Annotated in this window: 21 protein-coding genes; 10 read left to right on the forward strand and 11 right to left on the reverse strand. The window is 61.5% G+C overall.

Features of this window, described 5'->3' with window-relative positions:
* Positions 1-7: 7 nt before the first annotated feature.
* The 5 genes from murQ to eefA all read right to left on the reverse strand — a co-directional run bounded on the left by murQ (position 8) and on the right by eefA (position 7,881).
* A complete protein-coding gene (murQ, locus tag R0140_RS00270) occupies positions 8-910 on the reverse strand; it encodes an N-acetylmuramic acid 6-phosphate etherase (protein WP_012967024.1) in 903 nt (300 codons plus the stop codon).
* 162 nt (positions 911-1,072) lie between these two features.
* Entirely contained in the window at positions 1,073-2,236 is a 1,164-nt protein-coding gene (locus R0140_RS00275) for a multidrug effflux MFS transporter (protein ID WP_032736561.1), read from the reverse strand.
* 45 nt (positions 2,237-2,281) lie between these two features.
* Positions 2,282-3,646, reverse strand: a complete 1,365-nt coding sequence (gene eefC, locus R0140_RS00280) for a multidrug efflux RND transporter outer membrane subunit EefC (RefSeq protein WP_317703927.1) — start codon at positions 3,644-3,646, stop codon at positions 2,282-2,284.
* A 3-nt stretch (positions 3,647-3,649) separates the two neighbouring features.
* On the reverse strand, positions 3,650-6,757 hold the full coding sequence (gene eefB, locus R0140_RS00285; RefSeq protein WP_004151514.1) for a multidrug efflux RND transporter permease subunit EefB: 3,108 nt from the start codon (positions 6,755-6,757) through the stop codon (positions 3,650-3,652).
* On the reverse strand, positions 6,757-7,881 hold the full coding sequence (eefA, locus tag R0140_RS00290; RefSeq protein WP_012967027.1) for a multidrug efflux RND transporter periplasmic adaptor subunit EefA: 1,125 nt from the start codon (positions 7,879-7,881) through the stop codon (positions 6,757-6,759). Before eefA ends, eefB begins: the two co-directional genes overlap by 1 nt.
* Before the next feature lie 206 nt (positions 7,882-8,087).
* Here eefA and R0140_RS00295 point away from each other — a divergent pair, with 206 nt between their 5' ends.
* The gene (locus R0140_RS00295) at positions 8,088-8,210 is read left to right on the forward strand and encodes a hypothetical protein (protein ID WP_046620780.1); all 123 of its coding nucleotides are present in this window, start codon (positions 8,088-8,090) and stop codon (positions 8,208-8,210) included.
* On the opposite strand, the gene R0140_RS00300 is transcribed toward R0140_RS00295, so the two are convergent.
* Positions 8,170-8,286 carry a hypothetical protein gene (locus R0140_RS00300; protein ID WP_046620779.1) on the reverse strand — a complete coding sequence of 39 codons (117 nt, stop codon included), beginning with the start codon at positions 8,284-8,286 and terminating at the stop codon, positions 8,170-8,172. The two genes, R0140_RS00295 and R0140_RS00300, sit on opposite strands and share 41 nt — an antisense overlap.
* On the opposite strand from R0140_RS00300, the gene R0140_RS00305 reads away from it, so the two are divergent.
* Complete coding sequence (locus R0140_RS00305; protein WP_032740354.1) at positions 8,261-8,677, forward strand: GNAT family N-acetyltransferase; 417 nt, start codon at positions 8,261-8,263, stop codon at positions 8,675-8,677. The two genes, R0140_RS00300 and R0140_RS00305, sit on opposite strands and share 26 nt — an antisense overlap.
* Before the next feature lie 501 nt (positions 8,678-9,178).
* On the opposite strand, the gene R0140_RS00310 is transcribed toward R0140_RS00305, so the two are convergent.
* Positions 9,179-9,826, reverse strand: coding sequence for a TetR/AcrR family transcriptional regulator (locus R0140_RS00310; protein WP_023298366.1), 648 nt, complete (start codon positions 9,824-9,826; stop codon positions 9,179-9,181).
* Between the two features lie 80 nt (positions 9,827-9,906).
* Between R0140_RS00310 and R0140_RS00315 the strand changes: the two genes are divergently transcribed.
* Positions 9,907-11,400 (forward strand): MDR family MFS transporter, encoded by a 1,494-nt coding sequence (locus tag R0140_RS00315; protein ID WP_032740353.1) that lies wholly within the window; start codon positions 9,907-9,909, stop codon positions 11,398-11,400.
* Here the strand turns inward: R0140_RS00315 and R0140_RS00320 are convergent.
* Positions 11,397-12,368 (reverse strand): LysR family transcriptional regulator, encoded by a 972-nt coding sequence (locus tag R0140_RS00320; RefSeq protein ID WP_162822919.1) that lies wholly within the window; start codon positions 12,366-12,368, stop codon positions 11,397-11,399. The two genes, R0140_RS00315 and R0140_RS00320, sit on opposite strands and share 4 nt — an antisense overlap.
* A gap of 38 nt (positions 12,369-12,406) precedes the next feature.
* On the opposite strand from R0140_RS00320, the gene R0140_RS00325 reads away from it, so the two are divergent.
* Positions 12,407-13,036 carry a pyridoxamine 5'-phosphate oxidase family protein gene (locus tag R0140_RS00325; protein ID WP_016161993.1) on the forward strand — a complete coding sequence of 210 codons (630 nt, stop codon included), beginning with the start codon at positions 12,407-12,409 and terminating at the stop codon, positions 13,034-13,036.
* A complete protein-coding gene (locus R0140_RS00330; RefSeq protein WP_016161992.1) occupies positions 13,036-13,506 on the forward strand; it encodes a nuclear transport factor 2 family protein in 471 nt (156 codons plus the stop codon). Before R0140_RS00325 ends, R0140_RS00330 begins: the two co-directional genes overlap by 1 nt.
* Before the next feature lie 19 nt (positions 13,507-13,525).
* Here R0140_RS00330 and R0140_RS00335 read toward each other — a convergent pair whose 3' ends face one another.
* On the reverse strand, positions 13,526-14,062 hold the full coding sequence (locus R0140_RS00335; RefSeq protein WP_008806790.1) for a carboxymuconolactone decarboxylase family protein: 537 nt from the start codon (positions 14,060-14,062) through the stop codon (positions 13,526-13,528).
* Between the two features lie 116 nt (positions 14,063-14,178).
* On the opposite strand from R0140_RS00335, the gene R0140_RS00340 reads away from it, so the two are divergent.
* The 3 genes from R0140_RS00340 to R0140_RS00350 all read left to right on the forward strand — a co-directional run bounded on the left by R0140_RS00340 (position 14,179) and on the right by R0140_RS00350 (position 16,900).
* Complete coding sequence (locus R0140_RS00340; protein ID WP_032731507.1) at positions 14,179-15,084, forward strand: AraC family transcriptional regulator; 906 nt, start codon at positions 14,179-14,181, stop codon at positions 15,082-15,084.
* A 127-nt stretch (positions 15,085-15,211) separates the two neighbouring features.
* Positions 15,212-16,021, forward strand: a complete 810-nt coding sequence (gene nlpA / locus R0140_RS00345) for a lipoprotein NlpA (RefSeq protein ID WP_023298362.1) — start codon at positions 15,212-15,214, stop codon at positions 16,019-16,021.
* 24 nt (positions 16,022-16,045) lie between these two features.
* Positions 16,046-16,900: a DMT family transporter gene (locus R0140_RS00350; RefSeq protein WP_002922972.1), complete on the forward strand. Its 855-nt coding sequence runs from the start codon at positions 16,046-16,048 to the stop codon at positions 16,898-16,900.
* On the opposite strand, the gene R0140_RS00355 is transcribed toward R0140_RS00350, so the two are convergent.
* A complete protein-coding gene (locus R0140_RS00355; RefSeq protein WP_049152734.1) occupies positions 16,890-17,450 on the reverse strand; it encodes an NUDIX hydrolase in 561 nt (186 codons plus the stop codon). The two genes, R0140_RS00350 and R0140_RS00355, sit on opposite strands and share 11 nt — an antisense overlap.
* 167 nt (positions 17,451-17,617) lie before the next feature.
* Between R0140_RS00355 and R0140_RS00360 the strand changes: the two genes are divergently transcribed.
* Entirely contained in the window at positions 17,618-18,397 is a 780-nt protein-coding gene (locus tag R0140_RS00360; RefSeq protein ID WP_032756052.1) for an MBL fold metallo-hydrolase, read from the forward strand.
* 21 nt (positions 18,398-18,418) lie between these two features.
* Positions 18,419-19,372 (forward strand): GlxA family transcriptional regulator, encoded by a 954-nt coding sequence (locus tag R0140_RS00365; RefSeq protein ID WP_012540290.1) that lies wholly within the window; start codon positions 18,419-18,421, stop codon positions 19,370-19,372.
* Here the strand turns inward: R0140_RS00365 and R0140_RS00370 are convergent.
* Positions 19,369-20,418, reverse strand: coding sequence for an NAD(P)-dependent alcohol dehydrogenase (locus tag R0140_RS00370; protein ID WP_032756049.1), 1,050 nt, complete (start codon positions 20,416-20,418; stop codon positions 19,369-19,371). The genes R0140_RS00365 and R0140_RS00370 overlap by 4 nt on opposite strands.
* Between the last annotated feature and the right edge of the window lie 366 nt (positions 20,419-20,784).

Raw genomic sequence — 20,784 nt, forward strand, 5'->3', positions numbered from 1 at the left:
TCGGTGCTCAGGTGTTGCTGAGCGCCTTGCGGATATAGCCGTTGTTTTTTGCCAGCAGCGACTGCGCGTCTTCGGCACTTAAGTCCGCCAGCACCATCACGATCGCCGTTTTACAGTGGCGGCCGCAGGCCTCCAGCGCCTTCCGGGCAGTGGGACGATCGCAGTCGGTCGCCTCCATCACGATAGAGACCTGGCGCTCAATCAGCTTGGCGTTGGTCGCTTCGACGTCGACCATCAGATTGCTGTACACCTTGCCGACGCGGATCATCGCCCCGGTGGAGATCATGTTCAGCACCAGCTTCTGCGCGGTACCGGCTTTCAGACGGGTAGAGCCAGTGACCACTTCCGGGCCGACCACCGGGGTGATCGCCACATCCGCCAGCTGGGCCATTTCGCCATGCGGGTTACAGCTGACGATGGCGACAAAGGCATTCTGACTATGGGCGTATTCCATGGCGCCAATGACGTACGGCGTGCGTCCGCTGGCCGCCAGTCCCACCAGCACATCGCGGTGGCTGAAGTTCAGGTTCTGCAGATCCATCGCTCCCTGCGCTTTGTTGTCTTCCACGTTTTCCACGGCGCTGAGAATCGCTTTATGTCCGCCGGCGATGATCCCCACCACCTGCTCCGGGCGGGTGCCGAAGGTTGGCGGGCATTCGCTGGCATCGAGGATCCCCAGACGCCCTGAGGTACCCGCGCCGATATAAATCAAGCGGCCACCGGCCTGCAGCGCCGTCGCGACCTTATCCACCACCTCGGCAATCTGCGGCAGATAGGGCGTAATCGCCTGGGCTACCTGCTGGTCTTCCTGGTTTATCACCGTCAGCATGTCGAGGGTGGAGAGGGTGTCAATGTTGGCGCTGTTGGCGTTGCGTCGCTCGGTCAGCAGTTTGCTCAGGTCGATACTCATAGAAACCTCGTTATTCTCAGTGGCGCGCAGTATAAGGAATTATTTATTCCTTGCCTGTGAAGAGTATCACGATTAGTACGCGGAGAATAATAGGAGAATGGTAGGTATGGCGGGAAATAGTGCGGTAATAAATCTGGAATATTTTATTACCGCAGCAGGAGATTAGCGCGCGCTGCGCGGTTTGCTGAGGCCCAGCAGCAGCGCCAGCAGGTAGCAGATGGCCATCGCGAGGCTCATTTTCAGCATCGTTTCACCGCCGAGGCCTGCCAGCGGCGCGGCGATGCCGCCGAAGACAAACATCAGGGTGCCCATCAGCGCGGACGCGGTCCCGGACTGCGCGGCATCGACGGCGCTCATCGCCTCCGCGCCAGCGACGGTGCTGATGCCGCTCATCAGCGACACGGTAAAGAACAGGCCGACCAGCGCCAGCACCGGCAGCTGCAGCCAGGCAAACAGCAGCATGATCGCCGCACAGCTCACCGCCAGCGTCAGGCCGCCGCGCAGCAAGCTTTCGGCGCTAAAGCGGCGCGCCAGGCGGGAAAAGATCATCGCCGCGATAATCAGCCCGATACCGTTCAGACCGAACAGCAGGCTGAACTGCATGGCGCTCATGCCGTATTCGCTTTGCATCACGAAGGAAGAGGAGCCGATGTAAGAGAACAGCCCGGCCATCATAAAGGCCTGAATCAGGCAGAAGCGCAGAAAGCGGCGATTTTTCAGCACCGGCTGGCTGCGTTGCTGGCGGGCGGCATGCGTTGCTGTGGCCGGGCGCGTTTCCCGCAGGATCGTCAGGCTCATCACCAGCAGCACGCCGCCGATGGCGGCCATCGTCCAGAAGAGAATTCGCCAGTCGAAGGCGGTGATAACGTAGCCGCCCAGCACCGGGGACAGCACCGGCGCAATGCCGTTCACGGTCATCAGCAGGGCGAAAAATTGGGTCAGCAGGGTGCCCTGGTATTTATCGCGGGCGATGGATCGCGACAGCACCGAGCCGCCGGCGCCGGCGAAGCCCTGTAAAAAGCGCCAGACAATCAGCATGTTGATATCCCGGGTCAGGGCGCACATCGCCGAAGCAAAGATAAACAGCAGCAGAGACAGCGCCAGCGGTTTCAGGCGGCCAATGCGATCGCTCAGCGGGCCGAAAAACAGCTGACCCAGGCCGAGGCCAATCAGCGCGGCGGTCAGCGACAGCTGGGTCTGGGTGCTGGTGGCCTGCAGCTGCTGAGTGATCTCCGGCAGCGCCGGCAGATAAAAATCCGTGCACAGCGGGCCGATACCCGACAGCAGGCCGAGGATCAGCGCCCAGGAGAGGGAAACACGTGGCATAACGATTCCTTACAGAAGCCGGGCGCGGCCGCCCGGCGGGTGAAATTAACTGGAGCCGCCGCCCAGCGACTGCCAGAGGGTGATCCGGTTATTGAGGTCGGTCTGCTGCAGGGACAGCAGCGTCGTCTTCGCCGACCACAGCGTGCGCTGGGCCGTAAGCACCGACAGATAATCGCCGACTCCGGCCTGATAGCTCTTCATGGCGATATCCAGCGATGTCTGCTCGGCGGCGACGTACTGCCGCTGGGCATCGAGCTCTTCGCTCAGCGTTTCCCGGCGCGCCAGCGCATCGGCAACGTCCTTAAAGGCGCTCTGAATCGATTTCTCGTAGGTGGCGATCAGCCCCTTTTTCTCCGCTTCCGCATAGCGCAGCTGCGCCAGGTTGCTGCCGCCGGTGAACAGCGGCAGGCTGATGGAGGGGGCGAACGACCACACCTGCATCCCGTGGCTGAACAGCGACGACAGCGAGTCGCTGCCGACCCCGGCGCTGGCGGTCAGGGAAATCGACGGGAAGAAGTTCGCCCGCGCCGCGCCGATATCGGCATTGGCGCTCTTCAGATTGTGCTCCGCTTCCTGAATGTCCGGCCGGCGCAGCAGCACCGACGACGACACGCCCGCCGGCACCAGCGCGATGCTGTTATCCCCGAGGCTCTCGAGGGTGCCGGGCAACAGGCTCTCCGGCACGGTTTCCCCCGCCAGCAGGTTAATGGCGTTTTTATCCTGCGCCACCAGCGTGCGATAGCTGGCGACGCTGGCGCGGGCCTGCTGATAGACGCTTTCCGCCGAGCTTACATCGCCGGCGGAAGCGGTACCCACCGCCATCTGGCGGGCGACGATGTTGCGCGAGTTTGCTGCGCTGTCCATGGTCTGCTGCGCCAGCGCCAGATTGCTGTTATCCGTCGCCAGCGTCACCCAGGCGGTGGTCAAATCGGCAATCATCGTCAGCCGGGTATTCTGCGCGGTGAATTCGCTGGCAAGCCAGGTTTCGCGCGCCGCGCGCGACAGGCTCTGGTTCTTGCCGAACAAGTCCAGTTCGAAGCTGGAGACCGCGCCGTCGGCCTGCGAAGCGGAGCTCAGGCCGCTGGCTACCGTTTTGCTGCGGGTATGGCTCAGCTCGGCATCGACAGTGGGAAACAGCGACGCCCGCGTCTCGCCGTACTGGGCGCGCGCGGCCTCGATATCGGCCAGCGCTTTTTGCACATCGCGGTTGCTGTTTAGCGCGATGCTGACCACTTTTTTCAGCCGCGCGTCATTGACCACTTTCTGCCAGTCGCCGACCACCGCCGTCGATTCGCCGTGCGCCCCGGGCAGGGTGGCCGGCACCGGCGCGGCCGGGCGATCATAATGCGGGTCAAGCGAGACGCAGCCCGCGGTCAGGAGCGCGATAAACATAAAACTCAAACGAAACATACCTTACTCCTGAGAAGGACGTTGGCGGGTGAAGAGACGTTTCACCAGCACGAAGAACAGCGGTACGAAAAACACCGCCAGCAGGGTGGCCGTCAGGGTGCCGCCGATGATGCCGGTGCCGATCGCCACGCGGCTGTTGGCTCCGGCGCCGGTGGCGATGGCCAGCGGCAGTACCCCGGCGATAAACGCCAGCGAGGTCATGACAATCGGGCGCAGACGGGTCTGCGCGGCACGGATCGCCGCCCGGGAGAGCGAATACCCCTCATCCACGGCGGATTCAGCGAACTCCACGATCAGGATGGCGTTTTTCGACGACAGGCCGATGGTGGTCAGCAGCGCCACCTGGAAGTAGACGTCGTTGCTTAAACCGCGCAGCGTCGCCGCCAGCGCCGCGCCGAGCAGGCCGAGCGGGATAACCATGATCACCGAGAACGGCACCGACCAGCTCTCATACAGCGCCGCCAGGCACAGGAACACCACCAGAATCGAGATGGCGTAGAGGCTCATCGCCTGGCCGCTGGCGAGCTTTTCCTGCAGCGAAATGCCGCTCCACGCCCAGGTGGAGCCCGCCGGCAGGCTGTCGGCCAGCTTTTCCATCTTGTCCATCGCCGCGCCGGAGCTGAAGCCGGCGGCGTTTTCGCCCTGGATCTCAAAGGCGGCGGAGCCGTTGTAGCGCACCAGGCTTTCCGGGCCGTATTGCCAGTGGGTGGTGGCGAAGGCGGAGAACGGCGTCATGCTGTTATCGCTGCCGCGAACGAACCATTTGCCGAGGTCCGACGGCACCGCGCGCGCGTCGCTTTCGCCCTGGATATAGACCTTTTTCACCCGGCCGCGATCGATAAAGTCATTCACGTAGGTACCGCCCCAGGCGCTGGAGAGCGTATCGGTCACATCGCTCAGCGACAGCCCCAGCGAGACGGCTTTGTTATTATCGATATCCACCTGCAGTTGCGGCATCTGCGGCAGGTCGTTGGCGCGCACCGACTGCAGCTCGCTGCTCTGGTTGGCCGCCGCCAGCAGCTGGCTGCGCAGCTTCATCAGACTGTCGCGGTCGGTACCGCCGCTGGCCATCAGTTCGAAGGTGAAGCCGTTGCTCTGCCCGAGACCGTCCACTGACGGCGGGGTCATGGCGAACAGGGTGGCGTCGCGGATCGTCCCCAGCTCTTTGGTGGCACGCAGGGCAATGGCCTGGGCGGTATTGTCGTCCCCTTTGCGCTGCGACCAGTTTTTCAGCGACACGAAGGCCATCCCGGCGTTCTGGCCGCTGCCGCTAAAGCTGAAGCCGTCGACGGTGAAAATGACGTCGGTATTGGCTTTCTCTTTGGTGAGGAACCAGTCGGTCACCTGGCGGCGCACCTCAGCGGTACGCACCGCGGTGGCCCCGGCGGGCAGGGTGTACTGGACCATGATCTCCCCCTGGTCCTCCACCGGCAGGAAGCTGCCCGGCAGCTTCCACATCGCCAGCGCCATCGCCCCGCAAATCAACGCGTAAGCGCCCATCATCACTGCGCCCCGGCGCAGGCCGCCGAGTACGCGGCGCTGGTAGCCTGCTTCCGTGCGCCCCCACAGGCGGTTAAAGGCGCCAAAGAACCCTTTGGTGTGTGGTTTGGAGTGGCTGAGCAGCGCGCCGCACAGCGCCGGGGTGAGGGTTAGCGCCACCACCACCGACAGCATCATTGCCGAAATAATGGTTACCGAGAACTGGCGATAGATGACCCCGGTCGATCCGCCGAAGAAGGCCATCGGCAGGAACACCGCCGACAGCACTAGGGCGATCGCCACCAGCGCGCCGGAGATTTCGCCCATCGATTTTTCGGTGGCTTCGCGGGCGGGGAGCCCTTCGTCGCGCATAATGCGCTCGACATTTTCCACCACCACGATGGCGTCATCCACCAGCAGGCCGATCGCCAGCACCATGGCGAACAGCGTCAGGGTGTTAATCGAGTAGCCGAACAGCGCCAGCACCCCAAAGGTGCCAAGCAGCACCACCGGCACCGCCACCGCCGGAATGAGCGTCGCGCGGAAGTTCTGCAGGAACAGATACATCACGCAGACCACGAGAATGATCGCTTCGAACAGGGTCTGAATCACATCCTCGACCGAGATTTTGATGAACTCGGTGCTGTCCTTCGGATAGGCGATATCGTAGCCCTGCGGCATCTGACGCTGGAATTCGGCGATTTTGCTTTTCACCAGGGTCGCGGTGTCCAGCGCGTTGGCGCCGGGGGCCATCATCACCGCGATCCCGGCGGCCGGATGGCCGTTCAGATTAGCGGTAGCGGTGTAATCCTCGCTGCCCATCTCCACCCGCGCGACATCGCTCAGGCGCACCACCGAGCCGTCGGCCTGGCTTTTCACGATGATCGCTTTGAACTGGTCAGGGGTTTGCAGCCGGGATTGCGCCCGCACGGTGGCGGTCAATTGCTGGGCATTGGACGACGGTAGCGCGCCGATTTTACCGGCGGAAACCTGCACGTTCTGCGCCTCAATCGCCGACTGAACGTCGGAAGGCATCAGCGAGTAGGAGGCGAGTTTGGTCGGGTCCATCCAGACGCGCATCGCGTATTCGGCGCCGAATACCTGCAGGCTGCCGACACCCTCCACGCGCGCCAGCGGGTCCTGCATATTGCTGACCAGCCAGTCGGAGATATCGGAGCTGGTGGCGCGATTGGTTTTGTCATACACCGCGAGGATCAGCAGGAAGCTGCTCTGCGATTTTTCCACCGTTACGCCGGACTGCTGGACTTCGCTCGGCAGCCGCGATTCCGCCTGCTGGACTTTGTTTTGCACCTGCACCTGGGCGGTGTCCGGGTCGGTCCCTTGCTCAAAGGTGACGGTGATGCTGACCGAGCCATCGGAGCTGCTGGTGGAGCTGAAGTAGAGCAGATGGTCGAGGCCGGTAAGCTGCTGCTCGATCACCTGGGTGACGCTGTTCTCCAGGGTTTCGGCGGACGCCCCGGTATAGGTGGCGGAGATTTTCACCGCCGGCGGGGCGACGTCCGGGTACTGGCCTACCGGCAGGGTGCGGATCGCCAGCACCCCGGCGAGCATAATCAGAATGGCGATCACCCAGGCAAAGACCGGGCGACGTACGAAGAAACGGGAGAACATCAGGCATTGCCTCCGTTATTGTTGACGGCAACGGCCTTCACTGTCTGTCCGGGGGCCACTTTACTGGTGCCTTCGACAATCAGCTTATCGCCTGCTTTCAGGCCGCTCAGCACCAGCCATTTATCGCCATAGGTGTCGCCGGTTTCCACGGTACGCTGCTCAACTTTGTTGGCGGCATCGACCACCAGCGCCGTGGCGTCGCCTTTGGCATCGCGGGTGATCCCCTGCTGTGGGGCGAGGATCGCGTCGTTCATGATGCCTTCATCGATGCGCGCGCGGACGAACATCCCCGGCAGCAGGACGTGCTGCGGGTTGGGGAAGATAGCGCGCAGGGTCACCGAGCCGGTGGATTCATCGACGGCGACTTCGGTGAGCGCCAGACGCCCTTTTTCCTGGTAGGTACTGCCATCTTCCAGGGTTAACGTCACGCTGAGGGTGTCGCTGTTGCTGGCCAGGCTTTGTTTGCGTAAACGCAGGAGATCGACGCTGGATCGCGTCAGATCGACATACATGGTGTCGAGCCCGCGGATCGTCGCCAGCGCGGTATCCTGATCGGCGGAGACCAGCGCCCCCGGCGTAACCGACGAGATGCCGATGCGCCCGGCTATCGGTGCGGTGACGGTGGTCCAGTTCAGGTTGATGCGCGCGCTCTCCAGCGCCGCTTTCTTCGATTCCACGCTGGCCTTGTCCTGGGCACAGGTGGAGGCGGCGTCGTCGGCATCCTGGCGGGAAACGCCGTTATCCCTGACCAGCGACGCGTAGCGCTGGGCCTTCTGGCAATCGGAGACCACCAGCGCCTGGGCCTGTTTCAGCGCGGCCGCCGCTTCGTTCCAGGTCGCGCGATAGCTGGAGGGATCGATCTGGTAAAGGGCCTGCCCGGCCTTCACCATATCGCCTTCGGTAAACAGGCGCTTCTGGATGATGCCACCCACCTGGGGGCGTACTTCGGCGCTGAGCGAGGCGGTGGTGCGCCCGGTGAGCTGGCTGACTACCGGCACCGGCTGGCTTTGCAGGGTGACCACGCCCACTTCCGGCGTGGGTTGCTGCGGGGCAGATGTCTGCGCATTATCGCATCCGCTAAGGAGAAATAATGCTGTCGCGATGGGAGCTATGATGTATTTCATTATATTTTCTCAAGATATAAGACGTCCGCCCCGTTTATTTAAAAACGAGGGAATAGGTTGGGCGCTGAGGCATTTTCGGGTGAGCGAAAATGACAAAAAAGGAACACAGATGTTCCTGAACGTGATTGTTATTGTGTCTCCGTTGAAGCCAACCTCTTCGGTCTTCAGGAGGTGAAAAGCGCATCTCCTCTGGTTTTGTGGTGAGAATGATCATTCTCATTTTTCTCCATTATACGATCCGCCGCGATAATGGAAAGGTTTTTTTGCTTACTTTTAGAACGCAAAAAATTAAGGCAAATAATCATGGAGAAAATAAGAATATTTTGTGAAAGTGGAGAGGGAAAATAACCATTCGGCATCGCAATACTGGAGATAGTTAATGACACTAATCATTACAAAAAGCATTAATCCCGACGATCAACAAGAATTGCTTGCCGGTCTGCGGCAGTATAATCAGCAGTATCTCGATGCGGCGCAGTTTGGCGATCTGGGGGTTTACTCCCGCGATGCGCAAGGGGTGATGCAGGGCGGGCTGATTGCCAAACGCAAGGGCAACTGGCTGTGCATTGAGTATCTGTGGGTTAGCGAGGCGACGCGCGGGCGCGGGCTGGGGAGCGAGCTGATGCAGGAGGCGGAACAGCAGGCGCAGGCGCTAGGTTGCAGCCATCTGCTGGTGGATACCTTTAGCTTCCAGGCGCTGCCGTTTTATCAGAAATTAGGCTATCAGCTGCAGATGTCGCTGCCCGACTTCCCCCACGCAGGCATGCAGCGCCACTATTTGTCGAAGGCGCTGTAACGATCCTGGTATCCCCGGGCGGTCAGGTACCCTACCTGTGGTTGTGCCGGATGGCGGCTGGCGCCTTATCCGGCCTACGTTCCGAGCGGCCTGTTATTGATATACCCACTTGCGCGACTGAAACTGCCGGTGCTGGCGGCCTCAAAATCGCTGAGACGTTCCCGGAAGGCCGGGGCAGCCCGCATGGATGCGGGCTGAGGGCCGTGTTTTGCACGGACGCTGCCTCGGCCCGACCCGAAGCCTGCAGGGATAAGTCGAAGGGACCGCGTAGCGGCGATTTTGCTGGCCGGAGCCCGGGGGTACAGGGGGCGGCGGCGACTGGCCGCCCCCTGTGCGCTCCCTGCGGCATAAGAGACATAACGCAGAAGATCAACCGGGAGCGCAATCTGCCGGGAATTAACATAGAAGTTGTAGCCCTGCTAAGCGTAGCGCGAGCAGGGAAACTCCCGGATGGCGGCGCGTGGCGCCTTATCCGGGCTACAAAAGCGTCAAAACCACGCCTTAACCTCCGACGCCGTGGCCCATTAACGCCAGCGCGTGGCTGATGATGGTCTGGCGGTTGACCGCCTGTAAACGCGGATCGCTGTGAATGCGTGAAAATGGCACCAGCACCAGGCTAATCACCGTGGTAAACAGCAGCTCCGGCGACAGCGCCGGATTGATCTTGCCCTCCAGCTGCCAGCGACGCACCGTCTCCAGCATCACCTGAAAACGCTCCTCGCCGAAGCGGGCATCCATATGCTGACGCAGGATCGGCATCTCGCCGATGATCTCCTGCATCCACAGCGGCGCAAACCAGGCGTTTTTCTCCGCCATATGCGCCAGCGTCTCGACCATCATCGTCAGCGCCAGCACCGGATCCTGCGGATGATCGACAAAAATGCGGCTGATGTGATTGCGCAGCGGCATAAAGCGCTCCTCAATCAGCTGGGTCACCAGCGCATCCCGGGAACTGAAGTAGTAATGCAGCATCGCCGGCGTCACCCCGGCCTCTTTGGCGATGGCGTTCAACGATACGCGGCCCGCCCCGTCGCGGGCAAACAGCATCAGGGCAATGTCCATCAGCTGTTCGCGATTGGCAGTATCCGGTTTTTTACCGCGCGGCCGACCCGGGCGGCGGGGGGCATCCTGATCCTTTTGTGCTGTCATGGTATGGCGATCTCTTGACCCGACTCATTCTTTCACTAAATATTAATTATGCATTTAATTAATTTCAAGCGAGCGTTGTAATGACTTCTGAAGTCGCTAACCCACCGGTGCAGTCGATACGCCTGCTGTTCAGCGCATTGCTGTTGGTGATGTTGCTCTCGGCGTTGGATCAGACCATTGTCTCCACCGCGCTGCCGACGATTGTCGGCGAACTGGGCGGGCTGGACAAGCTTTCCTGGGTGGTCACGGCCTATATTCTCAGCTCCACCATCGCGGTGCCGCTGTACGGGAAATTCGGCGATCTGTTCGGTCGCAAAATCGTGCTGCAGGTGGCGATTGGGCTGTTTCTCGTCGGCTCCGTGCTCTGCGGGCTGGCGCAGAACATGACCCAGCTGGTGCTGATGCGCGGCCTGCAGGGGCTCGGCGGCGGCGGCCTGATGGTGATCAGCATGGCGGCGGTCGCCGACGTCATCCCACCCGCCAACCGCGGCCGCTATCAGGGGCTGTTCGGCGGTGTTTTTGGCCTGGCGACGGTGATCGGCCCGCTGATCGGCGGTTTTCTGGTGCAGCACGCCTCCTGGCGCTGGATCTTCTATATCAACCTGCCGCTCGGCCTGTTCGCGCTGCTGGTGATCGGCGCGGTATTCCACAGCAGCAATAAACGCAGCCAGCATCAGATTGACTGGCTGGGGGCGATTTACCTCAGCATGGCGCTGTTGTGCATCATTCTGTTTACCTCGGAAGGGGGCAGCGTCCACGCGTGGAATGACCCGCAGCTGTGGTGCATTCTGGCCTTCGGCATCGTGGGGATCATCGGCTTTATGTACGAAGAGCGGATCGCCATCGAACCGATTATTCCGCTGGCGCTGTTCCGCAACCGCAGCTTCCTGCTGTGCAGCCTGATTGGCTTCGTCATCGGCATGTCGCTGTTCGGGTCAGTCACCTTCCTGCCGCTCTATCTGCAGGTGGTGAAGGAGGCGACGCCCACCGAGGCCGGGCTGCAGCTGATCCCCCTGATGGGCGGCCTGCTGCTGACCTCGATTATCAGCGGGCGGATTATCAGCCGTACCGGTAAATATCGCCTGTTCCCCATCCTCGGCACCCTGCTCGGCGTGACCGGCATGGTACTGCTGACCCGCATCACCATTCACTCGCCGCTGTGGCAGCTGTATCTGTTTACCGGTGTGCTGGGAGCGGGTCTGGGGCTGGTGATGCAGGTGCTGGTCCTGGCGGTGCAGAACGCGATGCCAGCGCAGATGTACGGCGTCGCCACCTCCGGCGTGACCCTGTTCCGCTCGATTGGTGGCTCGATCGGCGTGGCGCTGTTTGGCGCGGTGTTCACGCACGTGCTGCAGAGCAACCTGCAACAACTGCTGCCGGAAGGCGCGGTGCTGCCGCCGGGAATGAATCCAGTGGCGGTTCAGCACCTGCCCGCGGATATCCGCCTCGACTACCTCGACGCCTTCGGCGCGGCGATCCACGCGGCGTTCCTGATGGCGGCCGGCATTATGGCGGTGGCGTTTGTCCTCTCCTGGCTGTTAAAGGAGGCACCGCTGAAGACCGCGACGCATTAAGCGGCCCCGGCGATGCGCAGCAGTGCCTGACGCAGCGCCGGCGCGGCAAAATCGATAAATTTCCGCAGCTTAAGCGGCGCCAGATCCCGCGCGGTATACAGCAAATGGACCGGCGCCGGATCCGGCTCGACGTTTTCTAGCAGCAGACGGAGCTCCCCGTGGCGCAGGCCATCCAGCGCCTGATAATGCAGTAAGCGGGCCACCCCCACCCCCAGCCGCGCGGCATCGGCGGCGCTCTCTGGCGTGGTGACGGATAGCACCGGCGGCAGGTTAATCAGCTGGTCATCGCGCTCAGCGGCGCGAAAGCGCCAGCCGCGATAGGGCATCGGCGATTCAATGCGGATGATCGGCAGCGCCGCCAAATCGCGCGGCCGCTGCGGCTCGCCGTATTTCGCCAGCAGCGCCGGATGGGCGCAGGCCACAATCCGCATGGTGCCGAGGCGGGTGGCCACCATGCTGCTGTCCGCCAGGTCGCCAATCCGCACCGCCAGATCGACATGGTCGCTCACCAGGTCGGCATTGCGATCGCTGAGCAGCAAACGGACGCGAATTTGCGGGTAGCGGGCGATAAATTCACTGATTACCGGAAGAACGTGCTGGCGTCCAAACATCGTTGGCGCGGAGATCACCAGCTCGCCTTTTGGCTCCTGATATTCGCCCGTCGCCTGGCGTTCGGCGTTTTCCACCTCCTCAAGGATCCGCCGGGCGGCAGCGACATAATCGACCCCGGCGTCGGTGAGCGTCAGTTTGCGGGTGGTTCGCGCCAGCAGGCGCACGCCCAGCGCGCTCTCCAGTTCACCAATATGGCGGCTGACGGTGGTCAACGGCATATTCAGCGCCCGCGCCGCCGCCGACATGCTCCCCAGCTCGGTCACTTTCACCAGCAGCGCCATCGCGCTTAATCGATCCATTATTCTCCCGTTTTTCGGAAAGATGATTGCCACTTTACCCGTATTATCATTCTTCACAGTACAGTCCATGATGGCGCCAGACAACAGGAGGCGCTATGGCAGCAACCTTTCTCGATATCGCCATCACCCCGGACGTGATGGATGTGCAGCATGAAATGGGCAGCGACTCGCTGTGGCAAACGCCGCACAGTCGCCGCCAGGCCGACCGCTTCGGCGACAGCGAAGCGGGGATGATCGCCACCCGCGACAGCTTTTATCTGGCGACGGTGTCGCAGAGCGGCTGGCCCTACATGCAGCATCGCGGCGGCCCGGTGGGGTTTCTGCATCTGCTGGATGACACCACCCTGGCGATGGCCGATTTCGGCGGCAACCGCCAGTACATCACCACCGGCAATCTGCGTGGCAGCGACCGGGCCTGCCTGTTTTTGATGGATTATCCGCGCCGTGCCAGGCTGAAAATCTACGCCACCGTCGAAGTCGTGGCGGCAGAGGACCATCCGCAGCTGCTGGCGCAGGTGGCGCCGGTAAACTATCGCGCTCGCATCGAACGTCTGTTTCTTTTTCATTTGCAGGCGTTTGACTGGAACTGCCCGCAGCACATTACGCCGCGCTACAGCGCGCAGCAGGTGGCGGAGTACAGCCAGAACCTGCAGCAACGTATTCATGACCTGGAGCAGGAGAATCAGCGCCTGCAGCAGCAATTAGCCTCAAAAGGAGACTCCTGATGAATGAGCAACGTCCCCCGTTACCGCCGTTTACCCGCGACAGCGCTATCCAGAAGGTCCGCGCCGCGGAAGATGGCTGGAACAGTCGCGATGCCGAAAAAGTCGCTCTGGCCTACACCGTCGATAGCGAATGGCGCAACCGCAGCGAATTTGTCCACGGCAGGGGGCAAATTGTTGAGTTCCTGCAGCGAAAATGGCGCAAGGAGCAGCAATACCGGCTGATTAAGGAGCTGTGGGCATGGCAGGAGAATCGCATTGCCGTGCGCTTCGCCTATGAGTGGTGCGACGACAGCGGCAACTGGTTTCGCTCGTATGGCAATGAGAACTGGGAGTTTGATAAGCACGGGCTGATGCAGACGCGCTACGCCTGCATCAACGATCTGCCGATCGCCGAAAGCGAGCGCCTGTTCCACTGGCCCCAGGGGCGCCGCCCGGACGATCATCCGGGGCTAAGCGAATTGGGACTGTAAACAGGCGCGCGACGACGGGTTAATCGGCTTTCGGGAAGTCGACCACCGTGTCGTTAACCCGGTTCACCATGTTGGTGAACAGGATGGCGCTGACGGCGCTGATGATCTCAATCACCTGCTGGTCGCTAAAACCGGCGTTGCGCAGCGCGGCGACGTCGGCTTCCGGCAGCGTACCGGTGGTGGTCACCAGGGTCTGCGCGAATTTCACCAGCGCATCAAGCTGCGCCTCTTCCGCATACTCCCCGCGGCGCAGGGCGTGGATTTGTTCGCTGCTGAAGCCGGCTTTTTTCGCCATCAGGGTATGCGCGGCCAGACAGTAGTCACAGCCGGTGGCTTCGCTGACCGACAGGTTAATCGCTTCCAGCTGTTGGGCGCTGAGGCTGCCTTTATGGAGCATCGCATTGTGCGCCAGCGCCTGCTGCAGTGCTGCCGGCGAGTGGCCGCCGATGGTGAGATAGGCGTTCGGCACTTTGCCCATCGCTTTTTTGATCCCGGCGAAAATATCGGCGGCTTTGCCGGTGGCGTCTTGTTCACGGATATCTGCTAAACGGCTCATGGTTAACTCCTGTTGTTATCGAGGGTGTGTTGGCAATGGGGTCATCTTAGGCGCTTGCCGCATGCTAGACTGGCGGTCTTCGTCTCACCTTTTTGTCTTATCGTCTCAGGAGAAGCATGGACAGTCTCAGTCATCTGCTGGCGCTGCTGGCGCCGCGCTGCGAAGTGAACCTGCACTGTCGCTTCGGCGGCCGCTGGCAGGCCGGGCACCAGCAAATGCGCAGCGGCGTGGTGCCCTGGCACGTGGTGCTGCGCGGCGAGGGGCGGCTCAACGTCGGCGGCCAGACTCATCACCTGCGCGCGGGAGATGTGGTCCTCCTGCCGTACGGTTCGCCGCATCTGATGGAGAGCCTGGTGGAGTGGGGCCAGGTGCTGCCGGTAGCGCACCGGTTTAACGGCACGGTGACGGAAATGCGCGTCGGCCCGGCGGAGGGGGCGCTGGAGATGCTGTGCGGCGAATTCTATTTTGGTCCGCACGTCAGCTGGCTGTTCAGTGAAGCATCGACGCTGATCCATCTCCATACCGATGCGCGTGAAGACTGCCCGGAGCTGGACGCGCTGCTTAATATACTGGTGCGCGAGAGCCTGGCGCAGCGTCCCGGCGGCAGCGCTATCGTGCGCAGCCTCGGCGATACGCTGCTGGTGCTCCTGCTGCGCATGCTGCTTGGTGAGCAACAGCCGCCCGGTGGACTGCTGCGTCTGATGAGCGATGAACGCCTGATGCCGGCGGTGCTGGCGGTGATGGCGACCCCGGAGCAGCCGTGGACGCTGGAAACCATGGCCGCCCGTGCCTTTCTTTCGCGGGCCACCTTTGCCCGTCATTTTGCCCGCGTTTATCACCTGACGCCGCAGGCGTGGCTGTCGCAGCTGCGAATGGCGCTGGCCGCCCGGCTGCTGCGCCTGGAGCGTCAGACCAACCTCGAGGTCATTGCCGAACGCTGCGGCTTTCAGTCGCTGGCGTCCTTCTCGAAGCGCTTCAAAATGCGCTATGGCGTGACGCCGGGTGAGTGGCGACGGGGCTAGCGCCTCGCGTTTCGCGAAGATGATTTTATTTCCAGTTGCGTGGTTTGCTGTTTATTACCCGACCCGAAAGTCGCTATAGTTTTGCACGAAAAAAACAATGACAGTCAGGACAGACAGGGTGAAGAGGATGAGATTACGTTTACGGGCCGCCGCCGCAGTGATGCTGGCGGGTCTGGCGCTGGTCGGCTGCGACCAAAAGGGTAATGAAGCGAAGCACATTAAGGTCGGCGTGATTAACGGCGCCGAGCAGGATGTGGCGGAAGTGGCGAAGAAGGTGGCCAAAGAGAAGTACGGTCTGGACGTCGAACTGGTGGGATTCAGCGGCTCGCTGCTGCCTAACGAATCGACCAACGCCGGCGATCTGGACGCCAACGTCTTCCAGCATCGGCCTTTCCTTGAGCAGGACAACAAAGCGCATAACTATCATCTGGTGGCGGTCGGCAATACCTTCGTCTTCCCGATGGCCGGCTATTCGCGCAAGATCAAGTCAGTCGCCGAACTGCAAGACGGCGCGACGATCGCCATCCCCAACGACCCGACCAATCTCGGGCGGGCGCTGCTGCTGCTGCAAAAAGAGAAGCTGATTACCCTCAAAGCCGGGACCGGCCTGCTGCCGACGGCGGTGGATATCACCGATAACCCGCGTAACCTGAAAATTATGGAGCTGGAAGGGGCGCAACTGCCGCGCGTGCTCGACGATCCCAAAGTCGACGTGGCTATCATCAGCACCACCTACCTGCAGCAAACCGGGCTGTCGCCGGTTCGTGACGGCATCTTTATCGAAGATAAAAACTCGCCCTACGTGAACATCATCGTGACCCGGGAAGACAATAAAGACGCGGAAAACGTGAAGGAGTTTATGCAGTCGTACCAGTCGCCGGAGGTGGCGAAGGCGGCAGAGACTATCTTCAACGGCGGCGCGGTGCCGGGCTGGTAAGCCTACACACAGGGAGAGGCGCGTATGGTACGCCAACGGCAGGCTGACCTGCTGCTGATTGCCGCGACGGTGATTGCCGCCTGCGGCTGGATTTTTTCCCGCGAGGCGATCGCCGGCATGCCGGTATTCGCGTTCCTTGGGCTGCGCTTTTTCTTCGCCGCGCTGCTTCTGCTGCCGTTCTGCCGCGGTTTTCGCCCGCAAAAGCAGCACTGGCCAAAACTCATCATCAGCGGACTCTGGTTTGCGCTCAACCTCTGCCTGTGGATCTATTCGGTCTCCACGACGGCGTCGCTCGGCGAAGGGGCGTTTATCATGAGCCTGTCGATGATGTTCGTCCCGCTAACCGCGTGGGTGATGATGAAGGTGCGCCCGCCTCGCGCCTGGTGGGAGTGCCTGCCGATCGCGGTGGTAGGCCTGGGGCTGCTCAGTCTGCATATGCCGATAGCCTTCCACCCCAGCCAGGGCTGGTTTTTGCTGACGGCGCTGGTGCAGTCGATCTGGTTCTGTTACACCAGCCGCTGCGCGCGTGAAGTACCGCTGATCCCCCTGACCACCGTGCAGCTGGCGATCACCGGTATCGTCGGGTTGACCATCTCCGCTGCCGTTGAACGCTGGGACCAGCCGATGACCCTGCCGACTCTCGGCTGGCTGGTGGCCAGCATTGTCATCGCCACCAGCCTGCGCTTCGGTCTGCAGATGAAGGGGCAGAAGTACGCGGCGGTGGCCAGCGCCGCGATCATCATGGTGCTCGAACCGCTGCTGACGGTCATTGCCGCCGCGCTGTGGTACGGCGAACAGCTGCCGCTGCAGAAGATTATCGGCGGCGTGCTGATCCTGGTGGCCCAGCTGTGGTTCCGCTGGCGGATGCTTAAGCCGTAAGCGGGCCGCTTCGCCGCTGCGCCATCAGCTGCAGCAGCGGCACCAGCGACAGCCCGTCCGGCATCTCGCCGCAGGCGATCAGCTGGTTTATCTCGTCGAAGGTAAACCAGCCGGTCTCCATCACCTCATCCTGATCTGCATCCATTCCCACCCAGCGTAAGTCGGTAGCCAGCCAGGTGATAAACAGCTGATCGCTGCTGCCGTAGGAGGGGTTGAAGCGAATGATCTCCTCGACGCGTTGCGCCTGCCAGCCGGTCTCTTCCCGCAGCTCGCGCAGCGCGGCGACCGCCGGATCTTCCCCTTCATCGACGCCGCCAGAGGGAATCGCCCACACCACCTTGTCGATCAGATAGCGGTAGTGGCGAATCAGCAGTACTTTCTCATCCTGGATAGCCACAATCCCCACCGCCGGGCGCGGGTAATGAATGGAATAAAAGTCGCGGCGCTCGCCGGGGGCGACATCAATCCCCACCTTACGCATGCTGAACCACGGCGTCTCGGCGATGACCTGCGGGTCGTGCATATCGGCGGCGGTCAGTTTCTTTTTCATCCTGCCACTCCTGTCAAAAATTGAGCCTTAAGAACAACATAGCCGGAGGCGGATGGCAACCGCCGCAGGTTGGCCCGATTCCATCGATCATTGCCCAAATGCCCCTGTTGAGCCAGGTGCGGACTCAGTACGATGTTCGTCAGATGACCCCACTGAGGAACACCAACATGAACATCACCCACATCCGTAATGCGACCCAGAGGATTGACTACGCCGGGAAAAGATTTCTCATCGACCCGATGCTGGCTGACAAGGGCGCCTGGCCAGGTTTTCCTGGCACTGCGCGCAGCGAGCTGCGCAATCCGCTGGTTGAGCTACCGTTTTCCCGCGATAAAATTATCGATGTTGATGCGGTGATCGTCACCCATACCCATGACGATCACTGGGACGCGGCGGCGATCGCCGCGATCCCGAAAACCCTACCGGTGTTCGTCCAGCATGAGGCCGACGCCGCGCTGCTGCGCAGCCAGGGATTTCAGGATCTGCGCCTGCTGTCGGCAGACAGCGAATTTGCCGGCGTGCGCCTGCAGAAAACCACCTCCGGCCAACACGGCAGCGACCGTACCTACGCGGTGCCGGCGATGGCTGAGCGCCTGGGAGAAGCCTGCGGCGTGGTGTTTCGCCATCCGCAGGAGAAGACGCTGTGGCTGATGGGGGATACCATCTGGCGTGATGACATTGCAGCCGACCTGCTGAAGCTGCGCCCGGACGTGGTGGTCCTCAACGCCGGCTACGCCCACGTCATCGGCTTTGGCCCGATAATCATGGGCAAGGAAGATCTCCTGAACGTGCACTTCGCCCTGCCGGAAGCGAAAATCATGGCTATCCACCTCGAGGCGGTCAACCACTGTCTGGTGAGCCGGGAAGAGATGCGCCAGTATGCGGTGGATAATCAGATTGCCGATGTGGTGAGTATCCCGCAGGATGGGGAAACCGTGGTTTATTAACATGCGCAAGGGGAAAGGACGATGAAACTCACCGACGTGGCGATTGTCGCTGTAGAGGGCTTTAGCCCGTTTCACTACGCCGTCCCCTGCATGCTGTTTGGCGATTCGGTCTCTGAAATCAAACGCTTTCATCTGCACATTTGCGCCGAGCGGCCGGGGCTGCTGCGCGCCCGCGATGGTTTTGCGCTGTACGCCACCGGCGATTTCGCCGCGCTGGAACAGGCGGATATCGTGGTGGTGCCTTACTGGGGCGAGGTCGATCGGCGTCCGCCGCAGGCACTGCTTGATAGCCTGGTGCGGGCGCGGGATAACGGCGCGGAAATCGTCGGCCTGTGTCTCGGCGCGTTTGTCCTCGGCTACGCCGGGCTGCTGGACGGCAGGCGAGCGGCGACCCACTGGGAGTTCGAGCAGGATTTCCAGCGCCTGTTTCCGCAGGTGCAACTGGATATCAATGCCCTGTATGTCGATGACCAGCGAGTGATCACCTCGGCGGGCACCGCGGCGGCGCTGGACTGCTGTCTGTATCTCATCCGCCAGCGTTTCGGCAGCCTCGCGGCCAACCAGATCGCCCGGCGGATGATTGTTTCGCCGCACCGCGAGGGCGGCCAGGCGCAGTTTATCGCTCAGCCGGTGCCGAAAAACACCCGCGATGCACGGATTAACTGCCTGCTGGATTATCTGCAGCAGCATATTGCCGAGCCGCACAGTCTCGATTCGCTGGCCCGGGTGGTGGCGATGAGCCGCCGTACCCTGACCCGCCACTTCGCCAGGGCGACCGGGATGAGCATTACCGACTGGCTGACCGCCGAACGTCTGCGCCGCAGCCAGAGTCTGCTTGAGGCGGGCGATCTGCCGGTCGAGCAGGTGGCGGAGGCGGTGGGCTATCTTTCAGCGGTCACCTGGCGCCAGCAGTTTAAAGCACGCTTTGGCGTCAGCCCGACGGAATGGCGGCGCACCTTTCGTCGCGGCGCTTAGCCGGCGAGGGTCGCACTGTCGATCACGAAGCGGTATTTCACGTCACCCTTGACCATTCTTTCCCAGGCTTCGTTGATCTCATCGCCGCGGATCAGCTCGATATCGGCGACGATGCCGTGTTCGGCGCAGAAGTCGAGCATCTCCTGGGTTTCCGGGATACCGCCGATCATCGAGCCGGCAATTGACCGGCGGCGGAAGATCAGATTGAACACTTCCGGCGATGGATGCGGCGTGGCCGGAGCGCCCACGAGGGTCATGGTGCCATCACGTTTCAGCAGCGTGGTGAAGGCATCGAGATTGTGCGGCGCCGCCACGGTGTTGAGGATAAAATCGAAGCTTTTGACGTGGGCCGCCATTTCGTCTTCATTGCGCGACACCACTACGTCATCGGCGCCCAGCGCTCTGGCCGCATTACGCTTGGATTCGGAGGTGGTAAAGGCCACCACGTGGGCCCCCATGGCGTGGGCCAACTTGATCCCCATATGCCCGAGGCCGCCGATGCCGACGACGCCGACTTTTTTACCCGGCCCGACGTGCCAGTGGCGCAGCGGCGAGTATGTCGTGATCCCGGCGCACAGCAGCGGCGCGACGGCGGCCAGCTGCGCTTCGGGATGGGTTATCCGCAGCACGTAGCGTTCATTGACCACGATCTGCTGTGAATAACCGCCAAGCGTGTGTCCCGGCGCGTCCTGGGTCGGCCCGTTATAGGTCAGCACCATATGGTCGCAGTAGTTTTCCAGCCCCTCAGCGCACTCTTCGCACTGTTGACAGCTATCGACCATGCAGCCGACGCCCACCAGATCGCCGACGGCGTAGCGCGAGACGGCGTTGCCGACCGCGGTCACCCGACCCACAATTTCATGCCCCGGCACGCAGGGATAGAGCGTTCCCGCCCATTCCGAACGCGCCTGGTGGAGATCGGAGTGGCAGACGCCGCAGTAAGCGATGGCGATCTGTACATCCTGTGGCCCCGGCTCGCGGCGGGTGATGGCCATTGATTCCAGCGGCTGGCTGGCGGAGTAGGTACCAATAGCATTGATCAGCATAGCGAAACCTCTTCTTGATGAATGGACTCAATAGAACGGGAGGGGAATGCGGGTGGTCAGTGGCATCGATAAGCGTAGCCTGGACTGGCCGAGATGCGAGGGGGAAAGCGGTTGAGAAACCCTCAGGCGCGGCGTTAGCCAGCGCAGTAAATAATAAGGTGGCCTTATCTTTATCGCCGCTAAGCCTTATAGGTATTTACGGCAAATAATATTATTTAATCCTGTAAAATAGAGAGAAATAATTATTGTAGATAACGATGCTTACACTCTTTTTATCTCCGTAACGTCTTGTCTTTTATTCGTTATTTCACCTGTTGATACTATGATTCTCAACGAATCTCTTTTTCAACCTGACCGATAGCATAA

This window comes from Klebsiella sp. w6, from assembly GCF_033100215.1.
In the GTDB taxonomy this organism is placed as follows: domain Bacteria; phylum Pseudomonadota; class Gammaproteobacteria; order Enterobacterales; family Enterobacteriaceae; genus Klebsiella; species Klebsiella variicola.

Coding starts and splice junctions, on each gene's coding strand:
- R0140_RS00360 (WP_032756052.1), top strand. CDS start 17,618: ATGAACATCACCCACATCCGTAATGCGACCCAGAGGATTGACTACGCC.
- R0140_RS00300 (WP_046620779.1), bottom strand. CDS start 8,286: ATGCTTTTTGTAATGATTAGTGTCATTAACTATCTCCAGTATTGCGAT.
- R0140_RS00335 (WP_008806790.1), bottom strand. CDS start 14,062: ATGAGCCGTTTAGCAGATATCCGTGAACAAGACGCCACCGGCAAAGCC.
- R0140_RS00340 (WP_032731507.1), top strand. CDS start 14,179: ATGGACAGTCTCAGTCATCTGCTGGCGCTGCTGGCGCCGCGCTGCGAA.
- R0140_RS00370 (WP_032756049.1), bottom strand. CDS start 20,418: ATGCTGATCAATGCTATTGGTACCTACTCCGCCAGCCAGCCGCTGGAA.
- R0140_RS00350 (WP_002922972.1), top strand. CDS start 16,046: ATGGTACGCCAACGGCAGGCTGACCTGCTGCTGATTGCCGCGACGGTG.
- R0140_RS00330 (WP_016161992.1), top strand. CDS start 13,036: ATGAATGAGCAACGTCCCCCGTTACCGCCGTTTACCCGCGACAGCGCT.
- eefC (WP_317703927.1), bottom strand. CDS start 3,646: ATGTTTCGTTTGAGTTTTATGTTTATCGCGCTCCTGACCGCGGGCTGC.
- R0140_RS00310 (WP_023298366.1), bottom strand. CDS start 9,826: ATGACAGCACAAAAGGATCAGGATGCCCCCCGCCGCCCGGGTCGGCCG.
- R0140_RS00315 (WP_032740353.1), top strand. CDS start 9,907: ATGACTTCTGAAGTCGCTAACCCACCGGTGCAGTCGATACGCCTGCTG.
- murQ (WP_012967024.1), bottom strand. CDS start 910: ATGAGTATCGACCTGAGCAAACTGCTGACCGAGCGACGCAACGCCAAC.
- eefB (WP_004151514.1), bottom strand. CDS start 6,757: ATGTTCTCCCGTTTCTTCGTACGTCGCCCGGTCTTTGCCTGGGTGATC.
- R0140_RS00275 (WP_032736561.1), bottom strand. CDS start 2,236: ATGCCACGTGTTTCCCTCTCCTGGGCGCTGATCCTCGGCCTGCTGTCG.
- R0140_RS00305 (WP_032740354.1), top strand. CDS start 8,261: ATGACACTAATCATTACAAAAAGCATTAATCCCGACGATCAACAAGAA.
- R0140_RS00325 (WP_016161993.1), top strand. CDS start 12,407: ATGGCAGCAACCTTTCTCGATATCGCCATCACCCCGGACGTGATGGAT.
- R0140_RS00295 (WP_046620780.1), top strand. CDS start 8,088: ATGATCATTCTCATTTTTCTCCATTATACGATCCGCCGCGATAATGGA.
- nlpA (WP_023298362.1), top strand. CDS start 15,212: ATGAGATTACGTTTACGGGCCGCCGCCGCAGTGATGCTGGCGGGTCTG.
- R0140_RS00365 (WP_012540290.1), top strand. CDS start 18,419: ATGAAACTCACCGACGTGGCGATTGTCGCTGTAGAGGGCTTTAGCCCG.
- eefA (WP_012967027.1), bottom strand. CDS start 7,881: ATGAAATACATCATAGCTCCCATCGCGACAGCATTATTTCTCCTTAGC.
- R0140_RS00355 (WP_049152734.1), bottom strand. CDS start 17,450: ATGAAAAAGAAACTGACCGCCGCCGATATGCACGACCCGCAGGTCATC.